Source organism: Clostridium sp. N3C (genome assembly GCF_900095445.1).
Lineage (GTDB): Bacteria > Bacillota > Clostridia > Clostridiales > Clostridiaceae > Clostridium_AU.
The window spans coordinates 1-24,789 of sequence record NZ_FMJL01000047.1 but is presented as its reverse complement, the minus strand read 5'-3'; the positions used below and the strand labels follow the sequence as shown (position 1 = coordinate 24,789).

The 24,789-nt window shown below is 31.9% G+C and carries 28 protein-coding genes; 22 read left to right on the top strand and 6 right to left on the bottom strand.

Translation table 11 applies throughout. The features are described 5' to 3' along the window. Positions 1-137: 137 nt before the first annotated feature. From N3C_RS11880 to N3C_RS11865, 4 genes are all read left to right on the top strand, one after another. A complete protein-coding gene (locus tag N3C_RS11880) occupies positions 138-908 on the top strand; it encodes a ParA family protein (RefSeq protein ID WP_074366240.1) in 771 nt (256 codons plus the stop codon). 5 nt (positions 909-913) lie between these two features. Continuing rightward, positions 914-1,777, top strand: a complete 864-nt coding sequence (locus tag N3C_RS11875; RefSeq protein WP_074366239.1) for a ParB/RepB/Spo0J family partition protein — start codon at positions 914-916, stop codon at positions 1,775-1,777. Between the two features lie 36 nt (positions 1,778-1,813). Beyond that, on the top strand, positions 1,814-2,311 hold the full coding sequence (locus tag N3C_RS11870) for a DUF4446 family protein (RefSeq protein WP_074366238.1): 498 nt from the start codon (positions 1,814-1,816) through the stop codon (positions 2,309-2,311). A gap of 331 nt (positions 2,312-2,642) precedes the next feature. After that, on the top strand, positions 2,643-2,894 hold the full coding sequence (locus N3C_RS11865; protein ID WP_074366237.1) for a YkuS family protein: 252 nt from the start codon (positions 2,643-2,645) through the stop codon (positions 2,892-2,894). A 40-nt stretch (positions 2,895-2,934) separates the two neighbouring features. Here the strand turns inward: N3C_RS11865 and yyaC are convergent, their stop codons facing one another. Both yyaC and ytvI read right to left on the bottom strand, forming a co-directional pair. Next, a complete protein-coding gene (gene yyaC / locus N3C_RS11860) occupies positions 2,935-3,522 on the bottom strand; it encodes a spore protease YyaC (RefSeq protein ID WP_074366236.1) in 588 nt (195 codons plus the stop codon). Between the two features lie 48 nt (positions 3,523-3,570). Beyond that, positions 3,571-4,629, bottom strand: a complete 1,059-nt coding sequence (gene ytvI / locus N3C_RS11855) for a sporulation integral membrane protein YtvI (RefSeq protein ID WP_074366235.1) — start codon at positions 4,627-4,629, stop codon at positions 3,571-3,573. Positions 4,630-4,858: 229 nt separating this feature from the next. Between ytvI and N3C_RS11850 the strand changes: the two genes are divergently transcribed. From N3C_RS11850 to N3C_RS11785, 14 genes are all read left to right on the top strand, one after another. Continuing rightward, positions 4,859-5,128 (top strand): putative Se/S carrier protein, encoded by a 270-nt coding sequence (locus N3C_RS11850; protein WP_242944093.1) that lies wholly within the window; start codon positions 4,859-4,861, stop codon positions 5,126-5,128. Positions 5,129-5,142: 14 nt separating this feature from the next. Then, positions 5,143-6,042 carry a mechanosensitive ion channel family protein gene (locus tag N3C_RS11845; protein WP_242944092.1) on the top strand — a complete coding sequence of 300 codons (900 nt, stop codon included), beginning with the start codon at positions 5,143-5,145 and terminating at the stop codon, positions 6,040-6,042. A gap of 1 nt (position 6,043) precedes the next feature. Beyond that, positions 6,044-6,247, top strand: a complete 204-nt coding sequence (locus N3C_RS11840) for a DUF951 domain-containing protein (protein WP_074366233.1) — start codon at positions 6,044-6,046, stop codon at positions 6,245-6,247. 118 nt (positions 6,248-6,365) lie between these two features. Then, on the top strand, positions 6,366-6,653 hold the full coding sequence (rpsF, locus tag N3C_RS11835; RefSeq protein ID WP_074366232.1) for a 30S ribosomal protein S6: 288 nt from the start codon (positions 6,366-6,368) through the stop codon (positions 6,651-6,653). 13 nt (positions 6,654-6,666) lie between these two features. Beyond that, on the top strand, positions 6,667-7,107 hold the full coding sequence (locus N3C_RS11830) for a single-stranded DNA-binding protein (protein WP_074366231.1): 441 nt from the start codon (positions 6,667-6,669) through the stop codon (positions 7,105-7,107). Between the two features lie 18 nt (positions 7,108-7,125). Then, positions 7,126-7,389: a 30S ribosomal protein S18 gene (rpsR, locus tag N3C_RS11825; RefSeq protein WP_074366230.1), complete on the top strand. Its 264-nt coding sequence runs from the start codon at positions 7,126-7,128 to the stop codon at positions 7,387-7,389. A 121-nt stretch (positions 7,390-7,510) separates the two neighbouring features. Further along, complete coding sequence (locus N3C_RS11820) at positions 7,511-7,837, top strand: MazG-like family protein (protein ID WP_074366229.1); 327 nt, start codon at positions 7,511-7,513, stop codon at positions 7,835-7,837. Positions 7,838-7,867: 30 nt separating this feature from the next. Then, positions 7,868-8,863 (top strand): DUF2232 domain-containing protein, encoded by a 996-nt coding sequence (locus N3C_RS11815; protein WP_074366228.1) that lies wholly within the window; start codon positions 7,868-7,870, stop codon positions 8,861-8,863. Positions 8,864-8,894: 31 nt separating this feature from the next. After that, entirely contained in the window at positions 8,895-10,871 is a 1,977-nt protein-coding gene (locus tag N3C_RS11810) for a DHH family phosphoesterase (RefSeq protein ID WP_074366227.1), read from the top strand. Next, positions 10,871-11,314 (top strand): 50S ribosomal protein L9, encoded by a 444-nt coding sequence (rplI, locus tag N3C_RS11805; protein WP_074366226.1) that lies wholly within the window; start codon positions 10,871-10,873, stop codon positions 11,312-11,314. The genes N3C_RS11810 and rplI overlap by 1 nt, the downstream gene beginning before the upstream one ends. 76 nt (positions 11,315-11,390) lie before the next feature. Further along, complete coding sequence (gene lonC / locus N3C_RS11800; RefSeq protein ID WP_143312669.1) at positions 11,391-13,238, top strand: Lon family ATP-dependent protease; 1,848 nt, start codon at positions 11,391-11,393, stop codon at positions 13,236-13,238. A 24-nt stretch (positions 13,239-13,262) separates the two neighbouring features. After that, positions 13,263-14,642, top strand: a complete 1,380-nt coding sequence (locus N3C_RS11795; protein WP_074366224.1) for a replicative DNA helicase — start codon at positions 13,263-13,265, stop codon at positions 14,640-14,642. 158 nt (positions 14,643-14,800) lie between these two features. Beyond that, positions 14,801-16,531, top strand: a complete 1,731-nt coding sequence (locus N3C_RS11790; RefSeq protein ID WP_074366223.1) for a hypothetical protein — start codon at positions 14,801-14,803, stop codon at positions 16,529-16,531. A gap of 268 nt (positions 16,532-16,799) precedes the next feature. Further along, positions 16,800-17,333 (top strand): hypothetical protein, encoded by a 534-nt coding sequence (locus tag N3C_RS11785; protein WP_083604540.1) that lies wholly within the window; start codon positions 16,800-16,802, stop codon positions 17,331-17,333. A gap of 112 nt (positions 17,334-17,445) precedes the next feature. Here the strand turns inward: N3C_RS11785 and rbr are convergent, their stop codons facing one another. Next, entirely contained in the window at positions 17,446-18,030 is a 585-nt protein-coding gene (rbr, locus tag N3C_RS11780; protein ID WP_074366222.1) for a rubrerythrin, read from the bottom strand. A 200-nt stretch (positions 18,031-18,230) separates the two neighbouring features. On the opposite strand from rbr, the gene N3C_RS11775 reads away from it, so the two are divergent. After that, positions 18,231-19,778: a TcaA 3rd/4th domain-containing protein gene (locus N3C_RS11775; RefSeq protein WP_178377815.1), complete on the top strand. Its 1,548-nt coding sequence runs from the start codon at positions 18,231-18,233 to the stop codon at positions 19,776-19,778. 65 nt (positions 19,779-19,843) lie between these two features. On the opposite strand, the gene N3C_RS11770 is transcribed toward N3C_RS11775, so the two are convergent. Further along, entirely contained in the window at positions 19,844-20,248 is a 405-nt protein-coding gene (locus N3C_RS11770; RefSeq protein ID WP_074366220.1) for a DUF2500 domain-containing protein, read from the bottom strand. Positions 20,249-20,448: 200 nt separating this feature from the next. Beyond that, complete coding sequence (gene hsp18, locus N3C_RS11765) at positions 20,449-20,895, bottom strand: heat shock protein Hsp18 (protein ID WP_074366219.1); 447 nt, start codon at positions 20,893-20,895, stop codon at positions 20,449-20,451. Between the two features lie 342 nt (positions 20,896-21,237). On the opposite strand from hsp18, the gene gnd reads away from it, so the two are divergent. Genes gnd through N3C_RS11750 form a run of 3 tightly spaced genes read left to right on the top strand, consistent with a single transcriptional unit; the run spans position 21,238 to position 24,367 of the window. After that, the gene (gene gnd, locus N3C_RS11760; protein WP_074366218.1) at positions 21,238-22,140 is read left to right on the top strand and encodes a phosphogluconate dehydrogenase (NAD(+)-dependent, decarboxylating); all 903 of its coding nucleotides are present in this window, start codon (positions 21,238-21,240) and stop codon (positions 22,138-22,140) included. A 36-nt stretch (positions 22,141-22,176) separates the two neighbouring features. Beyond that, positions 22,177-23,661 (top strand): glucose-6-phosphate dehydrogenase, encoded by a 1,485-nt coding sequence (gene zwf / locus N3C_RS11755; RefSeq protein ID WP_074366217.1) that lies wholly within the window; start codon positions 22,177-22,179, stop codon positions 23,659-23,661. Next, positions 23,636-24,367, top strand: coding sequence for a cyclase family protein (locus N3C_RS11750; RefSeq protein ID WP_373432808.1), 732 nt, complete (start codon positions 23,636-23,638; stop codon positions 24,365-24,367). Before zwf ends, N3C_RS11750 begins: the two co-directional genes overlap by 26 nt. Positions 24,368-24,535: 168 nt before the next feature. On the opposite strand, the gene N3C_RS15100 is transcribed toward N3C_RS11750, so the two are convergent. Continuing rightward, the coding region (locus N3C_RS15100; RefSeq protein ID WP_178377814.1) for a hypothetical protein at positions 24,536-24,789 on the bottom strand (254 nt) is incomplete at its 5' end.

The following is a 24,789-nucleotide window of genomic DNA, read 5'->3' as shown; positions in this document are numbered from 1 at the left end:
TTTATATTTATTTTAAAAATACCTACATAAAATATAGCTACTCTCTTTTAAAAATAGAAAATAAAATATATAATAATAATTAAGGAAGGGAGGTGCAGCCTTAGGAATGTGCTTTTTATTCTGACGGGCGTACTAATATGAAGGTAATAAGTATATTTAATCAAAAAGGTGGAGTTGGAAAAACAACAACAAGTATCAATTTATGTGCTTATTTAGCTATGGAAGGCTATAAGGTGTTAGCTATTGATATTGATCCTCAAGGAAATACAACTAGTGGCCTTGGCTTCGACAAAAGTAAGATTAATGAATCAATTTATGATGTAATTACTACACAAGCGGTTTCTATAGAGAATACAATCAAGGAATGTGATTTGATAAAAAATTTGTATCTAATTCCTTCTACAGTAGAATTAGCTGGGGCAGAAGTGGAACTAATAGATAGACATAACCGTGAAACTATTTTGAAGGAATGTCTATCATCTATTTCAGATCAATTCGATTTTGCCTTTATTGATTGTCCTCCTTCATTAGGCTTTTTAACTATTAACGCCCTGGCTGCGTCAAATAGTGTTCTTATACCTATTCAATGTGAATTTTATGCCTTAGAAGGAGTAAGTCAATTAGTTAATACTATTCAGTTAGTTAAAAGATCCTTAAACAAAGGTTTAGAAGTTGAAGGCGTAATTATGAGCATGTATGATAGCAGAACTAAATTATGTAATGACGTAGTTAAAGAAGTGAAAAAATACTTTAAAGATAAGGTATATGATACAACAATACCAAGAAATATTCGTCTAGCTGAAGCACCTAGTTTTGGTCTACCTATTATGCTTTATGATGATAAGTGTAAGGGAGCAGAGGCTTTTGAGAATTTAACTAAAGAATTTATTAAAAAGCAGAAGGAGTGATCAAGGTGGTTGCTAGAAAACACGGTGGATTAGGAAAAGGTTTAGGAGCATTAATACCGGAAGAAAAGGAAGAAGCAAAAGAATCTGTCAGTAAAATAGATATTAATTTAATTAGAGCAAATGAAGAACAGCCTAGAAAGTATTTTGATGATGAGAAGATAGCTAATTTGGCTCAATCCATAAAGGAGCATGGAATTATCCAGCCTATAATTCTAATGAAAAACGGTGATTTTTATACCATTGTGGCTGGAGAAAGAAGATGGAGGGCTGCCAAATCTATTGGAATTAAAGAAGTACCGGCAATAGTTATGGAAATTTCTAATAAGCAATTATTAGAAATATCTTTAATAGAAAATATTCAGAGAGAGGATTTAAACCCAATTGAAGAAGCCATTGCCTATAAAAAATTAATTGAAGAATTTAATATTACACAAGAGGATTTAGCAGCAAAGCTAGGGAAATCTAGAACAGCTATTACTAATTCTATGAGACTATTAAATTTAGATAAAAGGGTTCAGGATTATCTTATAGAAGGTGTTATTAGCGAAGGACATGGAAGAGCAATTTTAGGAATATCGGATTTTGATATGCAAAATGAAGTGGCACAGAAGATTATAGATGAAGGTTTAAGTGTAAGACAGGTTGAGGCATTAATTAGACAACTAAATAGTGAAAAAAAACCACAAAATAAATCAAAACAAAAACAGCAGAATCCTTATATCAATGAGATAAAAGAAAAATTAGAAAGCTACCTTGGAACAAAGGTTCAATTAACCACAAATAAAAAGAATAAAGGCAAAATAGAGATTGAATATTATTCTACTGATGATTTAAATAGAATTTTAGAGTTGTTAAATATAGAAATTTAGTTTTGTTTCACGTGAAACATGAAAGGGTGATAAGGATTGGAGACTCTAAATAGCGTAATAAATAATAATATAGCTTACATTCTAACTACCTTAGTTATTATTAATGTAATACTTATAATATGTGTATTTGTTTTATTTAGATCATTAGGTAGCTTAGAAAGACGATATAGAAAACTAGTAAGAGGTACTAATAATAAAAATCTTGAAGAAATAATTGATGGTTATATGGACAAGGTAGATTATGCTGTTAATACCAGTGAAGAAATAAAAGAGATGCTAGTACATTATGATAAAGAATTAAAAAAGTGTACTCAAAAAGTTTCTATACTTAGATATAAGGCTTTTGATGATGTTGGTAGCGATCTTAGCTTTTCTATAGCTATGTTAGATGGTGATAATAACGGTATAATTATAACAAGCATATACGGTAGACATGACAGTACTACATATGCAAAACCAGTAGATAAAGGTATTTCTAGATATGATTTATCTGAGGAAGAAGAAAGAGTGTTGAAAGAGGCAATGAGTAAATAATGAGGTCATATATTAATAAAAACGATATATTTTTGTATATCGTTTTTTTATTAAAACAGTTACTTTAATTAACATTAATATAAATGTTTCATGTGAAACATTTATATTTTTACTTTATAATATGAGCCCTGATTCTGTTTATATTTCTAGTACTTTTTTAGATTTGATAGTTGAAATAGTTGGAGATTTTATATAATATACTTAATAGATTGGTTTTCTATATGTATAAAATATATATTTAGAGGGCATAATTATGAGAAGGAAGTTGTAACTTACATAGTAAAGAGAGGAGGACGCCAAAGCAAATATACATTTTGCAGGCAAAAGTAATATGAACATATACATTGAAAAAGAATTAAAAGAAATGAAACAGGCTTTAGCGGATAAGGGTTATAACATAGTAGATGATAATAGTACACCTTGTGATGCTATAATATGCAATTTAAAAGTTTGCGATTTAGCAGTAATTAACCAAGAAGTGAATCTTAAAAGAGAGGGCGCTTTGATAATAGATTGTGGTAGTAAAAGTGTAGAAGATATAGACTATATATTAAATAACAGATCTTATAGTAATATATTATAAAAAAATTATAGTATTTTAATTAATACTATAATTTTTTTATTTATAATGGATATTGATTTGTAGATAAACACTTCTTACCACCAACGGTTTTTAGTATAGAATGATATATACCTCTTGAAATTACATCAGCTAATAACATAACGGTATATAGCCTTGTGTTTTGAAGAATCATAAAATCCAAAGCTCCGCTTATATTAACAACTCCTGTAATACTTAGGTTTCCTACTTGGGGTAGGTCTTTATTCATAGCAGATCCAGGGGTTAAGGGTTTGGCTTCTACGATTATTTTGCCTACATTATGTAAGGCACCAAGACAAGCGTCGATTGCAATGATGTAAGGATTGTTGTGAGTAGAGAGAATTTTATCTATTGTATCAGTAAGATTTTTTGCATGAACAGGATATTGTAGATTTCCATAAACATGAATCTGTTCTCTAGATAGAAATTTTAATTTATCGCCAACCAAGGGGCCAAGACTGTCACCTGTTGATCTATCTGTTCCAACGCAAAGAAAAATGATATCCCTTCCTAATTTAGTTTCCGGTTTAATATGTTCATACAATGTATCTCTTAATAAAAAAGAGGATCTGGGCTCTGTGGAGTCTATAATTACTTTACTATTTGACATAAAAAAACCTCCTTATTTGAATTGTATCCAAATAGGAGGTTTTTTATTCTAGATTACTTCAACCTTTTTGAATATATTGTAAAACACTACAAGAAACAAGCAATATATCATACCTGTAAATCCGGCTATTTTTAATCCTATAAAAAAAGAGGCTAGTACTGCTACTGGATGTATATCTAGAGTGGAGGATACGATTTTTGGTTCTATAATTTGTCTAACTATCAATACAATTAAGTACAATACACCTAGAGCTACTGCTTTAAATATATTACCTTGAACAAAGGCATATACAAATATCAAAGGTACATAAACCATTGCCATACCAACTATAGGAAGCAAGTCTAATATAGCACAAAGTAAACTTAGAATAAAAGCATAGTCAACACCGAATATCAAAAATCCTATTAGTGTAACTAAAAAGGTTATACCAATTACTATTAAATAGGATTTTAAATAGTTAAAAATCATTTTTTTTGTCTCATTGAAAATATATAGTATTCTTGTGGAGTTTTTATTAAAATGATTAGTAACTATTTGGCTGTTATGTGAACTTGAAATATCCTTTGTAAAAAAGTAAGTAGAAGTTAGTGTAAAAATAAATAACATAGCTAAGTAAGGTATTGATGTAACAAGAGAGCTTATAAAACTAATAACCCAGTTTAGTAATTGCTTTACTAAGTCTCCTAACTTAGTAGTTATATTTGATAGGTTACTTTCTATAGCATCAGTAATACTTGGATGCAAGTTACTATAATGTTTTTGTAGCTCTTCAAAGGTTTTTTCAAAAGAAATATTCTGAATACTAATATATTTTGTTAATTTTACTGTTAAGGCTGATATTTCAGAAATTATAGATGCAACTAATAATGTTAGTGCTAGAAATAATATGGTATAAAAAATAACCGAAGTTATAAGAGAAGATAGAGATCCACTAAATTTAAATTTGCGCATTAAAAATCTCGTCGGTCGTCTAAGAAAAAATGCAAATAGGAAAGCTAGTACAAAAGGTAATGTATAGGATAAAGTTTTAAAGAAAACTAGAAACACTACGGTGTAAATAACGAAAAATAAAAAAATTTTATCCAGTTTTTCAAATGTTTTTTCCATATAAACCTCCTCATATTATGTAAACTAAGTTATTTACAATTATTTATATAATAATTATAAATGTTTTAGATTTTTATGTCTATTATTAAGATTTATACAGTTTGTAAACAATAAAGAATAGCTCAGCCATGGATTTATAAGTTATTCACAGCAAATAAAAAATGAGTTATACTATAAAATATAGTCAGTAAAAATTAGTAGGTGTAGATTTTTAACTTGCATACCTAAAATGATAGAGAGGAAGAGACCGTTGATACAATTTTACTTAATAATCTTTGAAAACAACAGTACTGCTATGAAGGCTGAAGCAGATTTAAAGAAAAGAGGAATTAATATTGCTATTATGTCCACACCAACTTTTATAACTAAGAGTTGTGGTATTAGTATTGTAGTGCAAGCAGATCAGGGAGAAGAGGTTAAAGATATACTTTCTAGTGGAGAGATAAGTTATAAGGCTTATTACAAGAAAGTAGATAATGAGTACCTACAAGTCTTATAATGGAGGTGTTCAACTTGAAGGATGTCTTAAATTTTTCTTTAAACCTTTTAGGGGATATAAATCTTGGAAAAATCAATATAACAAACGAACAGATTAACAAATTTATTAGTCATATATTGAGAGTAATTATTGTAACTCTTTGTATGTATGTTGCTATAAAAGTTGGGAATAAAATCATAGAGAAAGCGGTAGAAAAGCAAAAAAAATCAAAGTTTACTTTAGATCCAAAGAAAGCTAACACCATAGGGGCTATACTAAAAAGCATATTAAAGTATGTCGTTTATTTTTTGGGATTTACAACTATTTTTAGTATCTTCTTTAATAATATAACCTTAACTTTTGCAGGTATAGGGGGTGTAGCCTTAGGTTTAGGAGCACAAAGTCTTATTAAAGACGTTATCAATGGATTCTTTATTTTATTTGAGGAACAGTATTCTGTAGGTGATTATATAACCATTGAAGGCAAGAGTGGGGTGGTTGAAAGTATAGAGTTAAGAATAACTAAGATTAGAGACTTTAGTGGAGATTTACATATATTCCCCAACGGTTCTATTACTACTGTAACAAATCATTCTAGAGGTGATATGAGATTTGTTGTTGAAGTGGACATAGCTTATGAGGAAGATGCTTATAAGGCTATGGATGTTTTGAGGGAAGCTTGTAATGAATTTAGCAAGATAAATGACAATGTAGTAAGTGGTCCAGATGTGTCAGGAGTAAGTGCATTAAAAGATAGTGGAGTTACTATTAAGATAGTAGGAAAGGCAAAAGCTATGAAGCAATGGTCTTGCGAGAATGAATTAAGAGCTTTTGTTAAGAAAACTTTAGATGAGGCTGGAATAGAGATTGCTTATCCGGTAACAAAGGTACTTAATAATACTACAGGAAATAATACTACAGGAAAGGAGTCTTAAGATGGAAAAGGTCTTTAACTTAGGTGACATAGTTGAATTAAAGAAAAAGCATCCATGTGGTAGTAGTAATTGGGAAGTAATACGTTTAGGTGCTGATATAAAAGCTAAGTGTTGCGGATGTGGAAGAATTATTATGATGACGAGAAGAGAATTTACTAAGGACGTAAAAAAGATTATTCAAAGTAATGCAGAAGGAGAAAAGTAAATTGGTATGTAAACAAAAGTCTTGAAAATTAAGAAGCGTAGTGATATAATGAATTCTTGTAGTCCCTGCTGTGGTTTTTATACTGCAGCCGTTAGTCCGGAGGGAGGAGGTGAAATTGATGAGAAAGTATGAAACTATATTCATATTACACCCATCAATGGACGAGGAGAGCGTAAAAGCTAGCATCGAAAAGTTCAAGGGTGTAATAGAAAATGCTGGAGGCACAGTTGACAATGTTGATTTCTGGGGCAAGAGAAAGCTTGCTTATGAAATAAGCAAAGTTAACGAAGGCTACTATACATTAATAAATTTCAGTGCTAATCCTGAATTACCAAAGGAGTTAGACAGAGTTTTCAGAATTACTGACAGTGTTATCAGACATATAATTGTTAAGGATGAAAAATAAGGTGGTGCCGTAGATGAACAAAGTTGTTTTAATCGGTAGATTGACAAAAGATCCGGAGTTAAGATTTGCTCCAGGTACTGGAAATGCCGTGGCCACCGTTACTTTAGCTGTAGATAGAAGGTTTCCAAATAAGGATGGACAGCGTGAAGCTGATTTTATTCCAGTAGTAATATGGGGAAAACCTGCTGAATCAACTGCAAACTATATGAGTAAGGGACGACTTATGGGAGTTAGCGGTAGAATTCAGACTAGAAGCTATGAGGCTAAAGATGGCACTAGACGTTATGTTACCGAAGTTATTGCTGAAGAAGTTCAGTTCCTTGAATGGGGAAACAATAACGGAGGAGTTAGCAGAAATAACAATAATTCTGAATTCGGTGCAGGCGGAGATTTTGGTTCCGACTCATTTGATATGGATATGACTCCAGTGGATGATGGAGATATCCCATTCTAAAAGTAAGGAGGGAAAAGCATGAGTAACGAAAAGAAGGATGCTGCTGTGAAGAAGAGCGGATCTAGAGTTAAAAGAGGCAAGAAAAAAGTATGTGCTTTCTGCGTAGATAAGGCTGAACATATTGATTATAAAGATATAAATAAAATAAGAAAATATGTTACTGAAAGAGGTAAGATTCTTCCAAGAAGAATTTCTGGAAACTGCGCAAAACATCAGAGACAGTTAACTGAAGCTATAAAGAGAGCAAGAAACATAGCTTTATTGCCATTTACAACTGAGTAAATTATAAGAAGCTGCTGACCAATATTCAGCAGCTTTTATTTCTATTTAAATTTACAAGCTTTGGTTGCATAATACATAAAAAATCCTTAAAATAGATATATAGGTTTAAGGGGGGAAGGCTTTGAAAAGAGAAGATTTTAACATAATGTCTGATATCAAAATAATTGAGGATTTAAAAGCACAATTGCTGGGGGTTATTGCAGAGTTTTATAGGCTACTTACTAAGGGAAGCAATGTAGCTCAAGAGGCTGTGCAAGATTGTATTTCCGGGGCAATAATAATTTTATATGTTTTAGCTGAGAGATTAGGATATTCTTACACTTCAATTGATGAAAATATACAAAAAAAATTAAAAGTGGGTATAATAGAAGAAGACATGGTTGAGAAGCAAGGACGAAGCCTAAGTAAACTTAAAAATCATTTGGAGGATAGAAGAGGAATTTCTTAATATGAGCTAACGATTATATGGAGGAAAAAAATGTATTCTAAAATAGAAACAAAATCTCTAGTTGAGGCGGGTTTATTAGTAGCTATTACAGTTGTACTATCATTCTTTGTTGCCTTTGTACCAGTACTAGGAGCAATAGGATATTTTACATTGCCTGTACCAATAGCTATATTGTACATAAGACATGATTTTAAATTGTCCTTTATTGCTTCTATTGTAAGTGCCATAGTAATAGGGGCAACTTTAGGTTTTCAAAGTGCTTTGAATTTCTTTATTTTATTTCCAATTATAGGACTAATCTTAGGCTATAGTTTTAAAAGAAAGCTAAAAGTCTCAAGGAGCTTAATTTTAACATCTCTTGCTGGTTTAGTAACTTACATTATCTCTGTTATATATTCCTTATTATTCATTGATAAAGTCAGTATATCTAATATAACTGAATATATAAAAACAACTTTTAATGAAAGTTTAGATGCTTATATTAGTATGCTTGGCAATCAATCCGCAGGTAAAGAAATAGATATACTTAGGGAATGGATTAATAATGTTTCTTTACTATCAATTTTATCTTTAGTAACAATAGGCGCTATAATGTTTAGTATTATGCAGAGTTTTATCTATTATTTCATAACAAGATCCATATTGAAAAAGTTAAAAATTGAAGTTGTTGAAATAGGTGATTTTGATAAAGTATATGTAGATAACAGAATAGGAGCCTTACTTATAATAATTTTATCAATAGGACGCATATTACAAATTAAAAATTATGATATTGGAACCTATATTTACAATGTAGCGATATATATATTAATGGGTGTTCTAATTGTAGTAGGCTCCGCTGTGATATATTACTTCTTAAAAAGTAAGTTTAATATAAACAAAGGTGTAGCAATAACTATAATTTTAGTGATTTTATTTACACAATTAAGCATCTTTATTGTTTATATAGGACTTGCTGATTTGATTTTTGATTTTAGAAAAGTAGATCCTAATAGATTATTTAAAGGTAGAAGATTTAAAGGATAAAGTTGTACTGATATTTGGAAGGCGGATTTTCATGGATAATAACAATTATTTTTCCCCCAGCAACAAGGTATATATGGTAATTATAGCACTGTTAACAGCTTTACTATTTTACTATAAACATACGATTGAAGGCATAATATCCTTTGTGATTTTTACGGCACTCATCATTTATAACATTAAAAGCTTAAAGGTAAAAAAAGATGAATGGAAGAGGTTTATAGAGGATTTCTCTTTTAAGCTAGATACTGCTACAAGAAATACTTTGATGAGTCTTCCTTTTCCTTTAATTATAACTGGCATTAAAGGTAATATTGTTTGGTACAATCAAAAAATGAAGGATGTCTTTAAACAAGAAGAGATCTTAGGGAAATTAATAACTAATGTAATTAAAGGAATAGATCTGAAAAAAATCACAGGATCTAAGGAAAATCATTTCAAATATATAAAGATAAAGGAAAGGTACTATAATGTTTATACCAGCCTTGTTCATATAGAAGAAAATAAAGCCAGTAATGAGGATATAATTCTCTTTTATTTCTATGATATGACTGAAGCTAAAGAGATTTATGATAACAGAGAAAGCGTTATGCTCATAGAAGTAGATAACTTAGATCAAATTTTAAAAACTGTAGAAGAAGCACAAAGGCCCATGTTGGTAGCAGAAATAGAAAAGACAATATATAATTATGGGCAAAGTATGAATGCTCTTATTAGAAAGTATTCTTCAAATAAATATGTCCTTACTGTACAGGAAAGATATTTGAATGAGGAAATTAATAAGAAATTTGATATATTAGATGTGATTAGAGAAATAAATTTTGGTAACAAGTTATCAGTAACTTTAAGCATAGGAGTAGGAAGAGGTGGAAAAACACCTTTTGAGAACCATAATTACGCTAGCTCTGCAAAGGAATTAGCCCTAGGTAGGGGGGGCGACCAAGTTGTTGTAAAAAATGGGGAAAAATTATCCTTCTTCGGAGGTAAAACTAAAGAGGTTGAGAAAAGAACAAGAGTTAGGGCTAGAGTTATAGCCCATGCTTTAAGAGATTTAATAAATGAAAGTACCACTGTTTTTATAATGGGACATAAAAACCCTGATGTAGACTGTCTAGGTGCAGCAGTAGGTTTAAATAGTATAATTAGAACTTTTAAGCAAGAATCTTATATAGTGATGGATCCTCCTTATACTGGAGTTAAATTACTATTGGATAAACTAAAAAAAGAAACGGACTATGAAGAAGTTTTTATTAGTTCGGAAGACTGTATGTCAAAAATGGATGTAAATAGTTTAATGATATTAGTAGATGTTCATAATAAGGGATATGTGCTAAATATGGAATTAGTTAAGGCTATGCAGAAGATAGTTATTATTGACCATCATAGAAAATCTACAGACTATATTGAAAACACCATATTAAGCTACATGGAACCTTATGCTTCATCTACCTCTGAGCTTATCACAGAGATAATTCAGTATATAGTTGAGAAGCCTAAGTTAAAGCAATTGGAAGCAGAGGCTCTACTGGCAGGGATTTGTGTAGATACAAAGAACTTTTACTTTAAAACTGGTGTTAGAACCTTTGAGGCTGCATCCTTTTTAAGAAGGCTCGGCGCTGACACTGTAGATGTAAAAAAACTCTTTTCCGATGATTTAGATACCTATATAAAAAGAGCAGAAATTATCAAGTCTGCTAAAGTTGAAAATAATATAGCAATTTCAGTATGTCCACCTTATATAAAAGATACTGTACTAGCAGCCCAGGCGGCAGATGAGCTGCTAAATATTACAGGTATTCAAGCTTCCTTTGTTTTTGTTAAAATAGAAGATGATATATATATCAGTGGAAGATCTCTTGGGGAAGTAAATGTTCAAGTAATAATGGAAGCATTAGGTGGTGGTGGACATATGAATATTGCAGCTACAAAACTTTCTAATATATCTATAGAAGAAGCTGTAGAGGCGTTGAAAGAAGCCATCGAAAAAAACTTAATGGAAGGTGAGAAGTAATGAAAGTTATATTATTGCAAGACGTAAAGAATATGGGGAAGAAAGGAGATGTAGTTAATGCATCTGACGGATATGCAAGAAATTATCTTTTCCCAAAAAAATTAGCTCAAGAGGCTACTCCTGAAAACTTGCATATCATTAACCAGAAAAAAGAAAATGAGAGAAAAAAGAAACTAGAAGAGATAGAAGCAGCTCAAGCATTAGCTGAAAAATTAAAGGGTAAAGAAATAAAAATTACAGTAAAGAGTGGAGATAACGGACGACTTTTTGGAGCTATTACCAATAAAGATGTAGCTGATAATCTTAAAAAGCAATATGGTGTTGATATAGATAAGAAAAAAGTTGTAGTTGATACAATAAAGCAAACTGGGGTATACGATGTGGAACTTAAGCTTTATGCTGAAGTTTCAACAAAAATGAAGGTCGTTATTTCTGGGCAATAGGCATTAGACAAGAGGAGGAAACAGATTGAAATCACAGTTCGACATATATGAGTCCCAATTAGATATAACGGATAGAATGTCTTTAGAATCGCAGGTTAAAGTATTATATGAAGTGGCTAACAATGTATTGGATCAAGGAGCGGTAAAGGCTAGAATTACTAAGTATAAACTTCAAAAGTATGTAAATAGTCAAGATATAAATAAAAGAATATATGCTCTAAATAAAATTGTTAGCGATGGTAAGGGAAAGGCAGAAACAGTACCTACCGATGCAGAAGTTCATGTGATATTAAATGATATAAACAAGTGGCTATCCGAAGCTATTGCAAGAAGGTATGTACAAAACCAAATTGAAACTCAAGTAGAGCAGGCTTTAATGGATAGACAGGATAAGTACGTTGATGAAATAAGATTAGGTATAATAAGAAAACAAAAGGGTCCAGAAAATGCAAGGACATTAAAGAAGTATGCTACTTTAGAAGTCTTAGATTCGAAAAAGCTTTCGAAAAATATACAGTCTCTTTTGAGACCAGAAAGCTTTGATGAAATTGTTGGACAAGAAAGAGCTATAAAAGCTCTTATTTCCAAGTTAGCTTCTCCCTATCCTCAGCATATTATTTTATATGGACCTCCAGGGGTTGGTAAAACTACTGCGGCAAGATTGGCCCTGGAAGAGGCTAAAAAGTTAGCATACACTCCTTTTGATAAGGATGCTAAGTTTGTTGAAGTAGATGGTACAACATTAAGATGGGATCCAAGAGAAATCACAAATCCTTTATTAGGTTCAGTACATGACCCTATTTACCAGGGAAGTAAGCGAGATTTGGCGGATGTAGGAATACCAGAACCAAAACCGGGCTTGGTTACAGATGCTCACGGTGGAGTGTTGTTTATTGATGAGATAGGAGAGCTTGATAGTATACTTCAAAACAAGTTACTAAAGGTTTTAGAAGATAAGAGAGTAGAGTTTTCTTCCTCATATTACGATCCTGATGATGAGAATACGCCAAAATATATAAAATATCTTTTTGAAAAGGGAGCTCCTGCAGACTTTGTATTAATAGGGGCTACTACTAGGGAACCTTCAGAAATAAACCCAGCCCTTAGATCAAGATGTACAGAAGTATATTTTGAACCTCTTTCAACAAAAGATATTGAAAAGATTGTTTTAAATGCTGCAAAAAAGTTAAATATAGAATTAGAAGATGGTATAGCACAGTTAATTAGCAGATATACCATAGAAGGTAGAAAGGCAGTAAATATACTTGCAGATGCTTATGGATACGTGCTTAATAATGGAGTTAATAGTTCAGAAGAAAATGTAAAAATAACTCTTAAAGATATGGAAGAAGTTATTTCTATTAGCCGTTTAACTCCTTATGAACAACTAGATAATGTATCCAGTAAGGAAGTTGGTCATGTTTATGGGTTAGGAGTTGTAGGCTATATAGGATCCACTATAGAGATTGAAGCAGCAGCCTTTGAAGCTAAACAAAAAGGTACTGGCAAAGTGAGATTTAATGATACAGCAGGAACTATGGCTAAGGATTCTGTATTTAATGCTGCTTCTGTTATAAGAAAAATTACTGACAAGGATATTACCGACTATGATATTCACGTTAATGTAGTAGGCGGTGGTAGAATTGATGGTCCTTCTGCCGGTGCTGCCATTACTATTTGTATTATAAGTGCCTTATTAAATAAGCCAATAAGACAGGATGTAGCTATTACCGGTGAGATTTCTCTTAGGGGTAAAATTAAGCCTGTAGGAGGAATTTTCGAAAAGGTATATGGTGCTAGAAGAAAAGGTATTAAGCTAGTATTAGTACCAGAAGATAACTATAAGGAAGTGCCTATAGGTATTGAAGATATAGAAGTTAAGCCGGTTTCTGATATTGAAGAGCTAATGAAATATGTGTTTTAGAAATTAAAATAGGGGAGATTAAGTATGGAGAATAAAGAACAAAGTAATGCTGCTCAAAGTAATAATCAAGCAGGTACCATACTAAGAAGCCTTCCTCAAAATATAGAAGCAGAGCAATCTGTTTTAGGTTCAATGATTATAGATAAGACTTCCATTGCTCAGGCAGTGGAAGTCTTAAATAGTGAAGATTTCTATAGGGATTCTCATAAGGTGATTTTTTCAGCTATTGTGGAGTTATTCCAAAAGGATATTCCTATAGATTTAGTAACTCTTATTGAACATTTAAGAGCTACTGAAAAGCTTGATGCAGCAGGTGGAATTACTTATATAACTCAAATAAGTGATTCTGTACCAACTACTGCTCATTTACAATCTTATATAAAGATTGTATCTGAAAAATCCATGCTTAGGAAACTTATAAGAGCTTCTACTAGTATTATTGAGGAGTGTTATGATAGGCAAAATGAGGCGGAAAAGGTACTAGATACAGCAGAGAAAAAAATATTTGAAATTGCCGAAAAGAGGTCTACTAGTGACTTTGAACCTATAAATAGCATATTGGAAAGAGGCTTTGTAGAGATTGAAAGGCTCTTTAACAATAAGGGGCAGGTTACAGGAGTACCGTCAGGCTTTAGGGATCTAGATGCTAAGACCTCTGGGTTTCAGAAGGGCGATATGATACTGGTGGCAGCAAGACCATCTATGGGTAAGACTACCTTTGCCCTTAACTTATGTGAGCATGCAGCCTTAAAAGAAGGAAAAAGCGTAGTTATATTTTCATTAGAAATGTCTAAGGAACAACTAGCTTATAAGCTTTTATGTTCCCAGGCTGGTGTAGATATGCTTAAGCTTAGAACTGGTGACTTAGATGATAAGGATTGGGAAAACATAGCAAGAGCTGTAGGACCTTTATCCTCAGCAAAGATGTATATAGATGATACTGCAGGACTTACTGTTATGGAGATGAGATCTAAGTGCAGAAGAATTAAGATGGAGCATGGCATAGATTTAATTATGATAGACTATCTCCAACTTATGTCCGGTGGCTCTGGTAGTGAAAGTAGGCAGCAGGAGGTTTCTGAGATATCTAGATCTATAAAGGCCTTAGCAAAGGAAATGCAGTGCCCTGTAATAGCACTTTCACAACTATCTCGTGCTCCTGAGCAGAGAGCAGACCATAGACCAATGCTTTCTGACCTTAGAGAATCCGGTTCTATTGAGCAGGACGCTGACCTTGTAATGTTCCTTTATAGAGATGAATACTACAATAAGGATAGTGAAGATAAAGGTATAGGTGAATGTATTATTGCTAAGCAAAGAAATGGTCCTGTTGGTACTATAAAGCTGGCTTGGTTAGGTCAGTATAGTAGATTTGCTGATTTAGATAATTATCATCGTGAATAATTTATTTTTAAGGAAATCTCTCTTAGAGTTTTTATAAACTTTAAGGGGGATTTTCTTATATAAATAAAAAAAGGTGTTGATTTCCACATAAAAACATGTATAATATAATACATAAAAGGGTATTGAATAACTTATAAATTTTGAAAAGGAGTGCGTTTATGTCTATATTGTGGTATTTTTTATTTCCTCTAGTCTTTCTTAATTTTAATTTTAAGAAAGCAAGTATTAGGGAGCAAATAGTTAGATATGTGTTTGGTTTTGTTTATGCATTTATAGCCTTTTATCTAGTAAATGTAGATAGAAGTTTATCTTTCGTACTAAGCAATTTAAAATGGATAGCCATCTTTCAGTTAATTTTTACAGTTGTAGCTGGTCTAGAGATGAGGGGTAACACTCTTGTGACCCGCCATGGATATAAAATGAAGTGGCCTGCTATAGTTTTTACAGCATTATTTTTGGGTAGTGTTTTCTATTCTTCAATGCCTCAAATTTATGGGGGAACAAAAAAACTTTATAACATGGCTGGAGTAAAAGAAAGTAATGAGCAATCACCTAGCATTAATACAGAAAACATAATTATAATTCCACCGGAAACTGCTTATTATCAAATGCAGACCCTTATAGGTTCCTTGCCAAATCCAAGCCTCTATGAAATAGGTCAGTTAAGTCTTACACAAACTAAAGAAGGAGCGTATTACGTAGCACCTATTGATATAGATAGCAGTTTTAGAGCCTTTTTAAATAAGGAGCTACCAGGTATAGCCTATGTATCTGCAGAAAGGTTGGAAGATGCTAAGCTTATAGAAATACCTCATTCCTATGGTGAGTCCCTTGTATTGGACCATAACATATATAGAAAACTAAGAGAATATAAACCATCTTCTATACTAATGAATGCGGATGTAGAGTTGGATGACGATTTAACACCTTATTATGTAGGTACTTACGGAAGTTATAAATATGGTAGAAAAGGACTGGTGCCAGAGGGAGTTGTTTTATATAATTTAAAGACAGGTGAAATTAAGGAATATCCAAAGGATCAGGTTCCTACTTGGGTGGATCAAATATATACTACTGAAATAGCAGAGCAGTATAATATTTATTACGGAAAGTATAAAAATGGATTTTTAAACTCTATTATAGGGAAAAAGGATGTGCAAATACCTACCTACTGGAACTCCGGTGTAGAACTTCCTGGACTCAGCATTGAATCAAATCAAGTAGTTCCTGTAGTGGGTAGCGATGGTCAAATGTATTTCTTTACAGACCATACCAATACTAATGCGGATTCAACAACTATGACAGGTTATACCTTAATGAATACTAGAACAGGAGAAACTATTTACTATAAAACACCGAGCTTGCTAAACGGACAGGGAGCTATGAATTCTATAGAAAAGCTATTAGGTGCAGAAAAAGCAAACTGGGCTACAGCACAGCCTATACTTTATAATATTTATGGTATAGATACTTGGATTGTGCCGGTAATAAATAAAACTGATGGTTCCTTTGTAAAACTTGGTCTTGTAACTGCAAAGAGCAAGTATTCCATAGTAGCAGATAATAAACTAGATCTTTTAGAAGCATTTAAAAAAGCTATAGCAGATGGAACTGTTAATAATGGAGCAGATGTTAAAGTTGGAAATGATCTTGAACTTCAAGAGGTAACAGTAGAAGGAAAACTTGTAAGAATAAATCAATCAGTTGAGGATGGAAGTTCGGTATTCTATCTAAAGCTAGATACAGTACCAGATAAGATCTTTATGGTAAATAAAAATGTTGATGCAGATGTAGTATTGGCTAGAGATGGAGATACAGTTAAAATAAAATATATAGATATGGAACAACAAGAGATTATACCTGTTATTGAGTTTACTCTTTCTATATAATAGTTAATTTAGCAATATCAAAATATAGTGAAATTCATGGAGAATTTTAAAATGAAAAAAAGATATGATGGTAAATATATTTTTACAGGAACAGATATAGGATTTGTAATATGATCAATTGTAGCTATTTTCACTAATAAATTGATTATTCCGGTATTATGTACTTCAATTGCTTTTTTCTTTGGTGCAATTTTAGAAGGATACAAGAATAAAAAGCAAGAAGAGTAATATTAAATTCATAAATAATGTGGAAAGGAGGGGACACTTTATGAAAAAAGGTATTAAATCTAAATATATATTAATAGGGCTTGGAATTTTATTAATACTTTCAATAGTTGGGAAGAGGATAGCCAATATTATTGTTCCACTTCTTTTCCTAATAATTATATTAAGGGAATTAAAAGCTATTAAGAGGTTGATAGTGCCAACAAGAAAAAACTATGTAGAAATTATTGCTCTTTTGGTTTCTACAGGTATTTTAATATTTATTATATGCTTTTATGCAAAAACTTGGATTCATTATTTAACAGGAGTATTGGGAATTCTTTTACTTATAAGTTCATGGTTTAAAAGTGGAATTACAGCAGAAGGTTTTACATCAATGTATAAGTATGAAAATCTTTTACCATGGAGTGAAATTAATAAGGTTATATTAACTTTCTCAGAGGATATAAAAGTAGAGGTATTTGGCTCTTTTATGGAGCAAAGCTTTTATTTTAAAAAGAAGGATTATGATAAGATTATTTCTATTCTAAAGGCATACTTGCCTAAAAAAGCAAAAGTAGAAACATTCTATAAATAAATTTAATTAAAATGAAAAAGCAAGAATTGGTAGAAAGTCTACTAATTCTTGCTTTTATATTATCTATAACTTTTAATAGTAATTATAGTGACAGCTTGTCTAGAAGTTTTTCTTAGAAATTATCTGCTAAAACTTCAAAGTATGACTTTGGATGTAAGCAAGCTGGACATTTTTCAGGAGCTTCTTCTCCTGTGAATATGTAACCACAGTTGTTGCACTTCCATTGAACTACAGAATCCTTCTTAAATACCTTATCATTTTCAAGATTTTCTAATAGCTTTTTGTATCTTTCTTCATGATGCTTTTCAACTTCTGCAATTTTTCTGAATGCAACAGCTACAGCAGGGAAGCCTTCTTCATCTGCTACCTTTGCAAATTCTGGATAAAGATCGGACCATTCTTCATTTTCTCCACTAGCAGCGGCAGCTAAATTAGCTTTAGTATCGCCTAGAGCTACTGGGAATGAAGCATTAATCTCAACCATTTCACCTGGTATATCTTCGTTAAGGAATTTAAAGAATCTCTTAGCATGTTCCTTTTCGTTTTCAGCTGTTTCTGTGAAAATATTTGAAATCTGAACATAACCTTCTTTCTTAGCAACGGATGCATAGTAAGTATATCTAGTTCTAGCTTGACACTCACCAGCAAAAGCCTTCATTAGATTTTCTGCAGTTTTTGTTCCTTTTAATGATTTCATTGCACATCTACCTCCTGTTAAAAATTATACAATAATTATATTCTTCAAAGTTGAGAAAAGTCCTTCTTGATAAATTACTTTATTGAAAAATAATAATTATTAATTTTTATAAATGTAAATTAATTTTATAACATTTGAAAAAGATTTTGAATGTTGTTATAATTTATTAGAGTAGTATAAAGAAGGGATGAAAAATGCTTATGAAGTTCTGTGTAAATTGTGGCCATCCTTTACAGCAGGGACATAAGTTCTGCTCTAAATGTGGTAAAAAATTAGTCCAAAATGATAACGATTCCGTAAAGATTAATCAGTGCTTAGATAATGAAAAAGTAGTACAGGATTCACAGAACATAGCTGAGACTACTGAACAAAAAAATGATGCAAATAATGGTGTTAATGAGTTAACAGAATTTAGTACATATAAGGATTTAAGTGAAGATAGTGGAAAATCACAAAATAATGAGATTGCTACTTCAAATAAAGATAAGCAAACTATGTTAAAGTGGACAAAGATTGCATTAATTTTACTTGTTGCACTTGTAGTACTAGGATCCCTAGTATTTGGAATTGGCTTAAGCATTACTAGCGAAAAGAAGGTTGTAACAAATATAAGGAAAGCAATAGAAAATAAAAATTCTAAGCAATTACTTAAGTATTTGTACTGTTCTGAAGAGGATATAGAAATAGATGAAAAGTATGCAGCTTCATTAATTGATTGTATTAATAAAGATGAAGAGTTTAAAAAAGCATTGTTTAACAAGTTAGAAAATGGTATAAATTATGGCGGTTTTGAAGTTAAAAATAAGGGTAAAGCTTTGCTAGTATTTAATAAGTATATGCTAGAACTTCAACCACAATATTTAGAGGTTGAATCTAATTTTGAAAATGTGGAAGTCAAGTTAGATGGTGAGTCTATAGGAAAAACAGGTAAAGAATATACAGCTAAGAAGTTAGGACCTTTCTTACCTAGAACCTATAAATTGGAGTATATTTATGAATATGAGAACGAATTGGTAGTGTTGGAAAAGAAAGTCAAATTAATTAAGGGAAAATATAAAGACAAAGGATACTTTGATATTCATTTTATAACAGTAGATTCAGAAGTAGATAACCTTAAGTATTCTTTAGATGGAACTGAAACTAATAAAGAAATCACTAAAAAGGATAATAAAATAGGACCTTTATCTTTTGGTAGAAAAGGCGTTTTAGTTTTCTCAAAGAATTATTCCTGGGGTAAGATAAGTTCAAAGGATTTTAGTACTGAAGAATATACAATATATATAGAGAATTTTATAATTAAGGATTCTGATTTCCTTAAAAGTGCGTCACCAGCTATAAAGGAATTTACTAAGTCCTATTATGCAGCGAAAAATGATAAGGATTCTCAGAAACTTGTTAATGCTACAGAAAGCTGCAAGAATATCTTTAATGATCAATTTTTTTATAGTAACGCTAGCAATTTTGAATTTAAAGGAATATCTGTAGATTTACAAGGTTTATGGGTATACTATGATGAAGAAATAAAAAAGGATGTATTTAAAGTAAGAGTGGCTGCACAGTATACTAAGGAAAATAAAGAAAATAGTGAAGCGGGAAACACTGAAGGTACAGATAATAGTGGAGAGGATAATAATACAAAGGAAACACTAACCCTATATATGATTTATGATGAAAGTAATAAAAAGTGGATGGTTAATGGATATGATACAAGTGGATGGGTATCCGATAACTTAATGGAAATACAGTAGCAAGGAAAAGTAATTAAGTAGAAAAAGGGCTGTTGTAGCAAAGTATAGCGCAACAGCCTTATTTGTTAAAATTGCCTTTTAAAACCTAGGAATCTTGTTCCCTGAAAGGTTAATTTTCCTAAATCCCCTTCAACCAACATTCCATATTCGTAGGAATGAACGACAAATTCCATTCTGCTACCACTTTCTACCTCAAAGGTAATAAAATAAGTAGTGTCGGAATGATGATGCATGTGATTATCAGAATGATTATAATGAGTTGATACATCAGCTCTTTTTGTAACTATCCTTGCATCTACTGTTAGAATAGGTTGATGATTATTATAATTCCATTGTTTAACACCTTTTGCTGCATTAAAAATAATAATTCCTAATATAGTAATAAACATTATAGAGAAGATTATTTCGAATAGGGATATTGAGTGAAAAATATTAAATCCAAAATCACTTTCAAAGGGAATAAAAGACATTAAAAAACTCCTCTCATCAGAATCTATATTTATTTATATATTAATTATTTTTTGGTTAATATTCAATTATTTTTAATATCTTGCTGAATATAATTCTTTATTTCCACGGAAATATGAGATACTTAATTTAATTAAATAAAAATTAAGCTTCCCCTCAGAATTTAACTGAGGAGAAGCATCCATAAATGCTAATTGATGAATTATTGTATATCAATCTTCTTTCTCTTTTCAAAACCTTTATTTAATTTTTGAAGATTAATTTTTAGTACACCATCCTTAAAGCTAGCTTTAATTTGGTTTTCATCTATATTATCTACATAGAAGCTTCTTTTAAATTCCCCGTAATGGCGTTCTCTTCTTAGATAGTTATCCTTTTTATCTTCTATAGTATCTTCTCTTTTTGCGGATATAGTTAGGTAATTATTTTCATATTCTACGGTTATAGCTTCCTTTGGAACACCGGGTAGATCAGCTTCGATTATATAGCTATCCTCAGTTTCTCTCATATCTACATTGAAGGAGCCTTCTGTGAATAGGGTAGGAGCAAAAAAGTCGTTGTTGAAGAAACTATTAAAGAAGTTGTTAAAGTAATCTTCGCCTCCTCTTCTTGTCAATCCATTTCTTTTGAAAGGAATCATTTCAAACATATTGACCACTCCTTTATTAAAATATTATTTTGACCTTCTTTGACTTTATAATAATAGAAAGGTCAAAGAAAGTCAAGGTAAGAAAAATGAATTTATAATAAGAAAGCTTAAGTTTTAGAAAGATAAATTTACAAAATGTATTTTAATCAAAATTTTTTTAGTTATACATACTATTATAAATTTTATATTGACAGTCTTGGAATATAAGTGCAAAATAAAGATAATAATTATTAGTTAATATTTAATTTTATAATATTATATATACTATATCGATGAATATAATAATAAAGATTGATTAAGCACAAAATAATACTTAGTAAAAAATTATTGGAGGCGATAAGCATGGAAATAGGTTTAATTGGATTAGGGAGAATGGGCTATAATTTAGCCTTGAATATGAGGGATCATGGACATAATCCTATAGTTTATAATAGAACCTTAAGCAAGGTTAAGGAAGCGGAGGCAGAGGGACTTACAGGTGCATACAGCTTAGAGGAACTTACACAAAAGTTATCTAGAAGAAGAGTTATATGGCTTATGATACCAGCAGGTCAGGCGGTAGATGACATGATAGAAAGGCTTGTACCTTTACTAGATATGAATGACATTATAATTGATGGAGGAAATTCTAATTATAAGGATACTTTAAGAAGATATCATTACCTAAAGGAAAGAGGAATAGCCTTTGCAGACGTAGGAACTAGTGGCGGTATCAATGGCGCTAGATATGGTGCTTGTACAATGGTGGGAGCAGATGATGATGTTATTGCTATCATAGAAGACTTATTAAAGGATATTAGTGTGGAAAATGGATATTTACATTGTGGTAAGCCTGGTTCTGGACATTATGTGAAAATGGTACACAACGGCGTAGAATACGGAATGATGCAGGCTATAGGAGAAGGTTTTGAAATTCTTGAAAAGGGTCCTTTTGATTTAGATTTAGAAAAGGTAGCAAAGGTTTGGAATAACGGTTCCGTTATAAGAGGATGGCTTATGGAGCTTGCTCAAAGTGCCTTTAGTAAAGATAGCAAGCTAGATAGTATAAGGGGAATAATGTATTCTTCCGGTGAAGGTTTGTGGACAGTACAAGAAGCCTTAGAATTAAAGGTTCCAGCACCAGTAATTACAGAATCTTTAATGATGAGATACAGGTCTGAACAGGAGGATACCTTTACCGGTAAGGTGGTTGCAGCCCTTAGAAATGAGTTTGGAGGCCATGCTGTAGCAAAGAAGACAGAATAATATTTCTTTGAAACAGTATAGAAAGGAAAGGTGTCTATGCAACATAAGATAGAATTTCCGGGTATAATGGTCATTTTCGGTGGTACCGGAGACCTAACCCACAGAAAGTTAATGCCATCCATATACAATCTGCTATATGAGAAAAATTTGCCTGATAATTTTGCTGTAGTGGCTGTAGGAAGAAGAGATTTTAGCGAAGAGGAATATAGAAATCAGGTAAAGGAATCCATAAGAAATTATAGTAGGTTCCCTATTAAGGATGAAATCTGGGAAGATATGAAAAGTAAGTTGTACTATGTAAGACTTAACTTTAATGAGGATGAAGGCTACTTACGATTAAAAGAAGTACTTTCTGGATTAGACATCAAATATAATACCGCCGGAAACAGGATATATTACTTAGCAGTGTCTCCAGAGTACTTTGAGGTCATAGTAGATAAACTAGAAGTACATGACCTTGCCCTATGCGATAATTGCATTAGAAGGATAGTAATAGAAAAGCCCTTTGGCAAGGATTTAGAATCTGCAACCTATTTAAATAATGAAATTACAAGGGTATTCAAAGAGGAAAATACTTATAGAATAGATCATTATCTAGGTAAAGAAATGATACAAAATATAATGGTTATAAGATTTGCTAATTCTCTTTTTGAACACCTTTGGAATAATAAATATATAGATAACATCCAAATATCCTCTACGGAAACGGTAGGGGTAGAAGGAAGAGGAGGCTACTATGAAAATTCCGGTGCTCTCAAAGATATGATACAAAATCATATGTTCCAGCTCTTAACTTTAACAGCTATAGAACCACCGGTTAATTTAGATACAGAAAGTATAAGAGATGAAAAGGTAAAGGTGCTAAGATCACTGCAGCCAGTAACAGAGGACTTTGTAAATAACAACATGGTACGAGGCCAGTATGATAGTGGAGTAATAGGATCCCATAAGGTAAAGGCCTATAGGGAAGAGGATAGGGTTGATCCTAATTCTCAAACAGAAACTTTTGTAGCTATGAAGCTTTATATTGAAAACTATAGGTGGGCTGGAGTGCCTTTCTATATAAGATCTGGTAAGAGAATGGCAGAGAAAACTACAGAAATAGTAGTACAATTTAAGTCTTTACCTAAAATTCTTTATACAAAGGAAACGGATCTACAGCCTAATCTTTTAGTAATTAGGGTTCAACCTAGGGAAGGTGTAATGTTCCAATTTAACGCTAAAAAACCCGGTGCTGGCAATGAAATAGTGCCTGTACAAATGGACTTTTGTCAGAACTGCAATTTTGGAAGCAACACTCCAGAAGCTTATGAAAGATTGATTTCTGCTGTTATCAAAGGAGATACTACCCTATTTACTAGATGGGATGAAGTAGAGTTTTCTTGGAAGTACGTGGACGATATAATCCGTATTTGGAGAAAGCAAGAAGCTGATTTTCCAAACTATAAGGCTGGAAGCTGGGGACCAGATGCCGTTCATGAACTTTTAAGAAAGGATGGAAGACAGTGGTGGCTTGTTTAATTATAAGCAAGCCTATATCAATATAGGTAAACTTCCCTGTTCTTTACCAGAACTATACTTTTTTAAAGGAGAGGCAAATATGAAAATTCATGACATTACTATGCTCATACACAAAGATATGCCGGTATATAAAAATAAAGAGGATAAAAAACCAAGGCTTCAGGAGGTTTCAAATCACCAAACAGGAAATCACCATGAAAGTAGGGTGTATCTAGATATACATACAGGAACCCATTTTGACGCACCACTTCACATGGTAGCAGGTGGTGATACCATAGAAAATATAGATTTATATAACTGTATAACTCCCTGCAAGGTTTTTGATTTAACAAACCTGGAAAGCCAAATAACTAAGGCAGATATAGAAGCTTTAGACTTTGGAGAGGGAGACTTTGTTATATTCAAAACTAGAAATTCCTTCTCAGAGGAATTTGATAGTAACTTCGTCTTTATAGAAAAATCCGCAGCGGAATATCTTAGAGATAAGAAAATTAAAGGTGTAGGTATAGACGCCCTTGGAGTGGAAAGAAGCCAGCCGGGCTATGAAACCCATAAGGCTCTTTTAGGCAATGACATTACAGTGCTAGAAGGCTTATATTTAAGAGACATTGAGCCAGGCAAATACCTACTTTGTGCCCTACCTTTGAAGATAAAGGGTGCAGAGGGAGCACCAGCTAGAGCGGTGTTGATTGAAGGATTGGTTTAAAATTAATTAGGGAAGGATATCTTATGATACCTTCCCTTAATTTTCGGTAAGCTATTGCTCTAGCCTTTTCAATATCAAGATTCTATGTCTTTTTATCTCTTTATATATTTCTTCTCCATATAGCACAGGACCATGACCAGGAACAAGGATTTCAGGTTTTAAATTTTTTCACAGGCTATTATATCTAGATATAACTTGTTCTCTAATTTTATCATAAATTTGCTTTTCTTCTTCATATATAAACACTATATCATAATCCTTAATCATGTTATATGTTATTGAACCTTCTCTATATTTTGATTCATCAATTAATATAGTAGTATTTTTTTGGCTACAATTAAACAAAGATAACTGCGGATTTGTGAACATAAAACTATTTTCCTCAATAGTACTAGCTTTATATCCATCAGGTATTTTTAAGT

Excerpts from the sequence above, each read along its gene's own strand:
- N3C_RS11880 (WP_074366240.1), top strand. The coding sequence starts at position 138 with ATGAAGGTAATAAGTATATTTAATCAAAAAGGTGGAGTTGGAAAAACA.
- N3C_RS11865 (WP_074366237.1), top strand. The coding sequence starts at position 2,643 with ATGAACATATACATTGAAAAAGAATTAAAAGAAATGAAACAGGCTTTA.
- yyaC (WP_074366236.1), bottom strand. The coding sequence starts at position 3,522 with ATGTCAAATAGTAAAGTAATTATAGACTCCACAGAGCCCAGATCCTCT.
- ytvI (WP_074366235.1), bottom strand. The coding sequence starts at position 4,629 with ATGGAAAAAACATTTGAAAAACTGGATAAAATTTTTTTATTTTTCGTT.
- N3C_RS11850 (WP_242944093.1), top strand. The coding sequence starts at position 4,859 with ATGATAGAGAGGAAGAGACCGTTGATACAATTTTACTTAATAATCTTT.
- N3C_RS11840 (WP_074366233.1), top strand. The coding sequence starts at position 6,044 with ATGGAAAAGGTCTTTAACTTAGGTGACATAGTTGAATTAAAGAAAAAG.
- rpsF (WP_074366232.1), top strand. The coding sequence starts at position 6,366 with ATGAGAAAGTATGAAACTATATTCATATTACACCCATCAATGGACGAG.
- N3C_RS11830 (WP_074366231.1), top strand. The coding sequence starts at position 6,667 with ATGAACAAAGTTGTTTTAATCGGTAGATTGACAAAAGATCCGGAGTTA.
- rpsR (WP_074366230.1), top strand. The coding sequence starts at position 7,126 with ATGAGTAACGAAAAGAAGGATGCTGCTGTGAAGAAGAGCGGATCTAGA.
- N3C_RS11815 (WP_074366228.1), top strand. The coding sequence starts at position 7,868 with ATGTATTCTAAAATAGAAACAAAATCTCTAGTTGAGGCGGGTTTATTA.
- N3C_RS11810 (WP_074366227.1), top strand. The coding sequence starts at position 8,895 with ATGGATAATAACAATTATTTTTCCCCCAGCAACAAGGTATATATGGTA.
- rplI (WP_074366226.1), top strand. The coding sequence starts at position 10,871 with ATGAAAGTTATATTATTGCAAGACGTAAAGAATATGGGGAAGAAAGGA.
- lonC (WP_143312669.1), top strand. The coding sequence starts at position 11,391 with ATGTCTTTAGAATCGCAGGTTAAAGTATTATATGAAGTGGCTAACAAT.
- N3C_RS11795 (WP_074366224.1), top strand. The coding sequence starts at position 13,263 with ATGGAGAATAAAGAACAAAGTAATGCTGCTCAAAGTAATAATCAAGCA.
- N3C_RS11790 (WP_074366223.1), top strand. The coding sequence starts at position 14,801 with ATGTCTATATTGTGGTATTTTTTATTTCCTCTAGTCTTTCTTAATTTT.
- N3C_RS11785 (WP_083604540.1), top strand. The coding sequence starts at position 16,800 with ATGAAAAAAGGTATTAAATCTAAATATATATTAATAGGGCTTGGAATT.
- rbr (WP_074366222.1), bottom strand. The coding sequence starts at position 18,030 with ATGAAATCATTAAAAGGAACAAAAACTGCAGAAAATCTAATGAAGGCT.
- N3C_RS11775 (WP_178377815.1), top strand. The coding sequence starts at position 18,231 with ATGAAGTTCTGTGTAAATTGTGGCCATCCTTTACAGCAGGGACATAAG.
- N3C_RS11770 (WP_074366220.1), bottom strand. The coding sequence starts at position 20,248 with ATGTCTTTTATTCCCTTTGAAAGTGATTTTGGATTTAATATTTTTCAC.
- hsp18 (WP_074366219.1), bottom strand. The coding sequence starts at position 20,895 with ATGTTTGAAATGATTCCTTTCAAAAGAAATGGATTGACAAGAAGAGGA.
- gnd (WP_074366218.1), top strand. The coding sequence starts at position 21,238 with ATGGAAATAGGTTTAATTGGATTAGGGAGAATGGGCTATAATTTAGCC.
- zwf (WP_074366217.1), top strand. The coding sequence starts at position 22,177 with ATGCAACATAAGATAGAATTTCCGGGTATAATGGTCATTTTCGGTGGT.
- N3C_RS11750 (WP_373432808.1), top strand. The coding sequence starts at position 23,636 with ATGGAAGACAGTGGTGGCTTGTTTAATTATAAGCAAGCCTATATCAAT.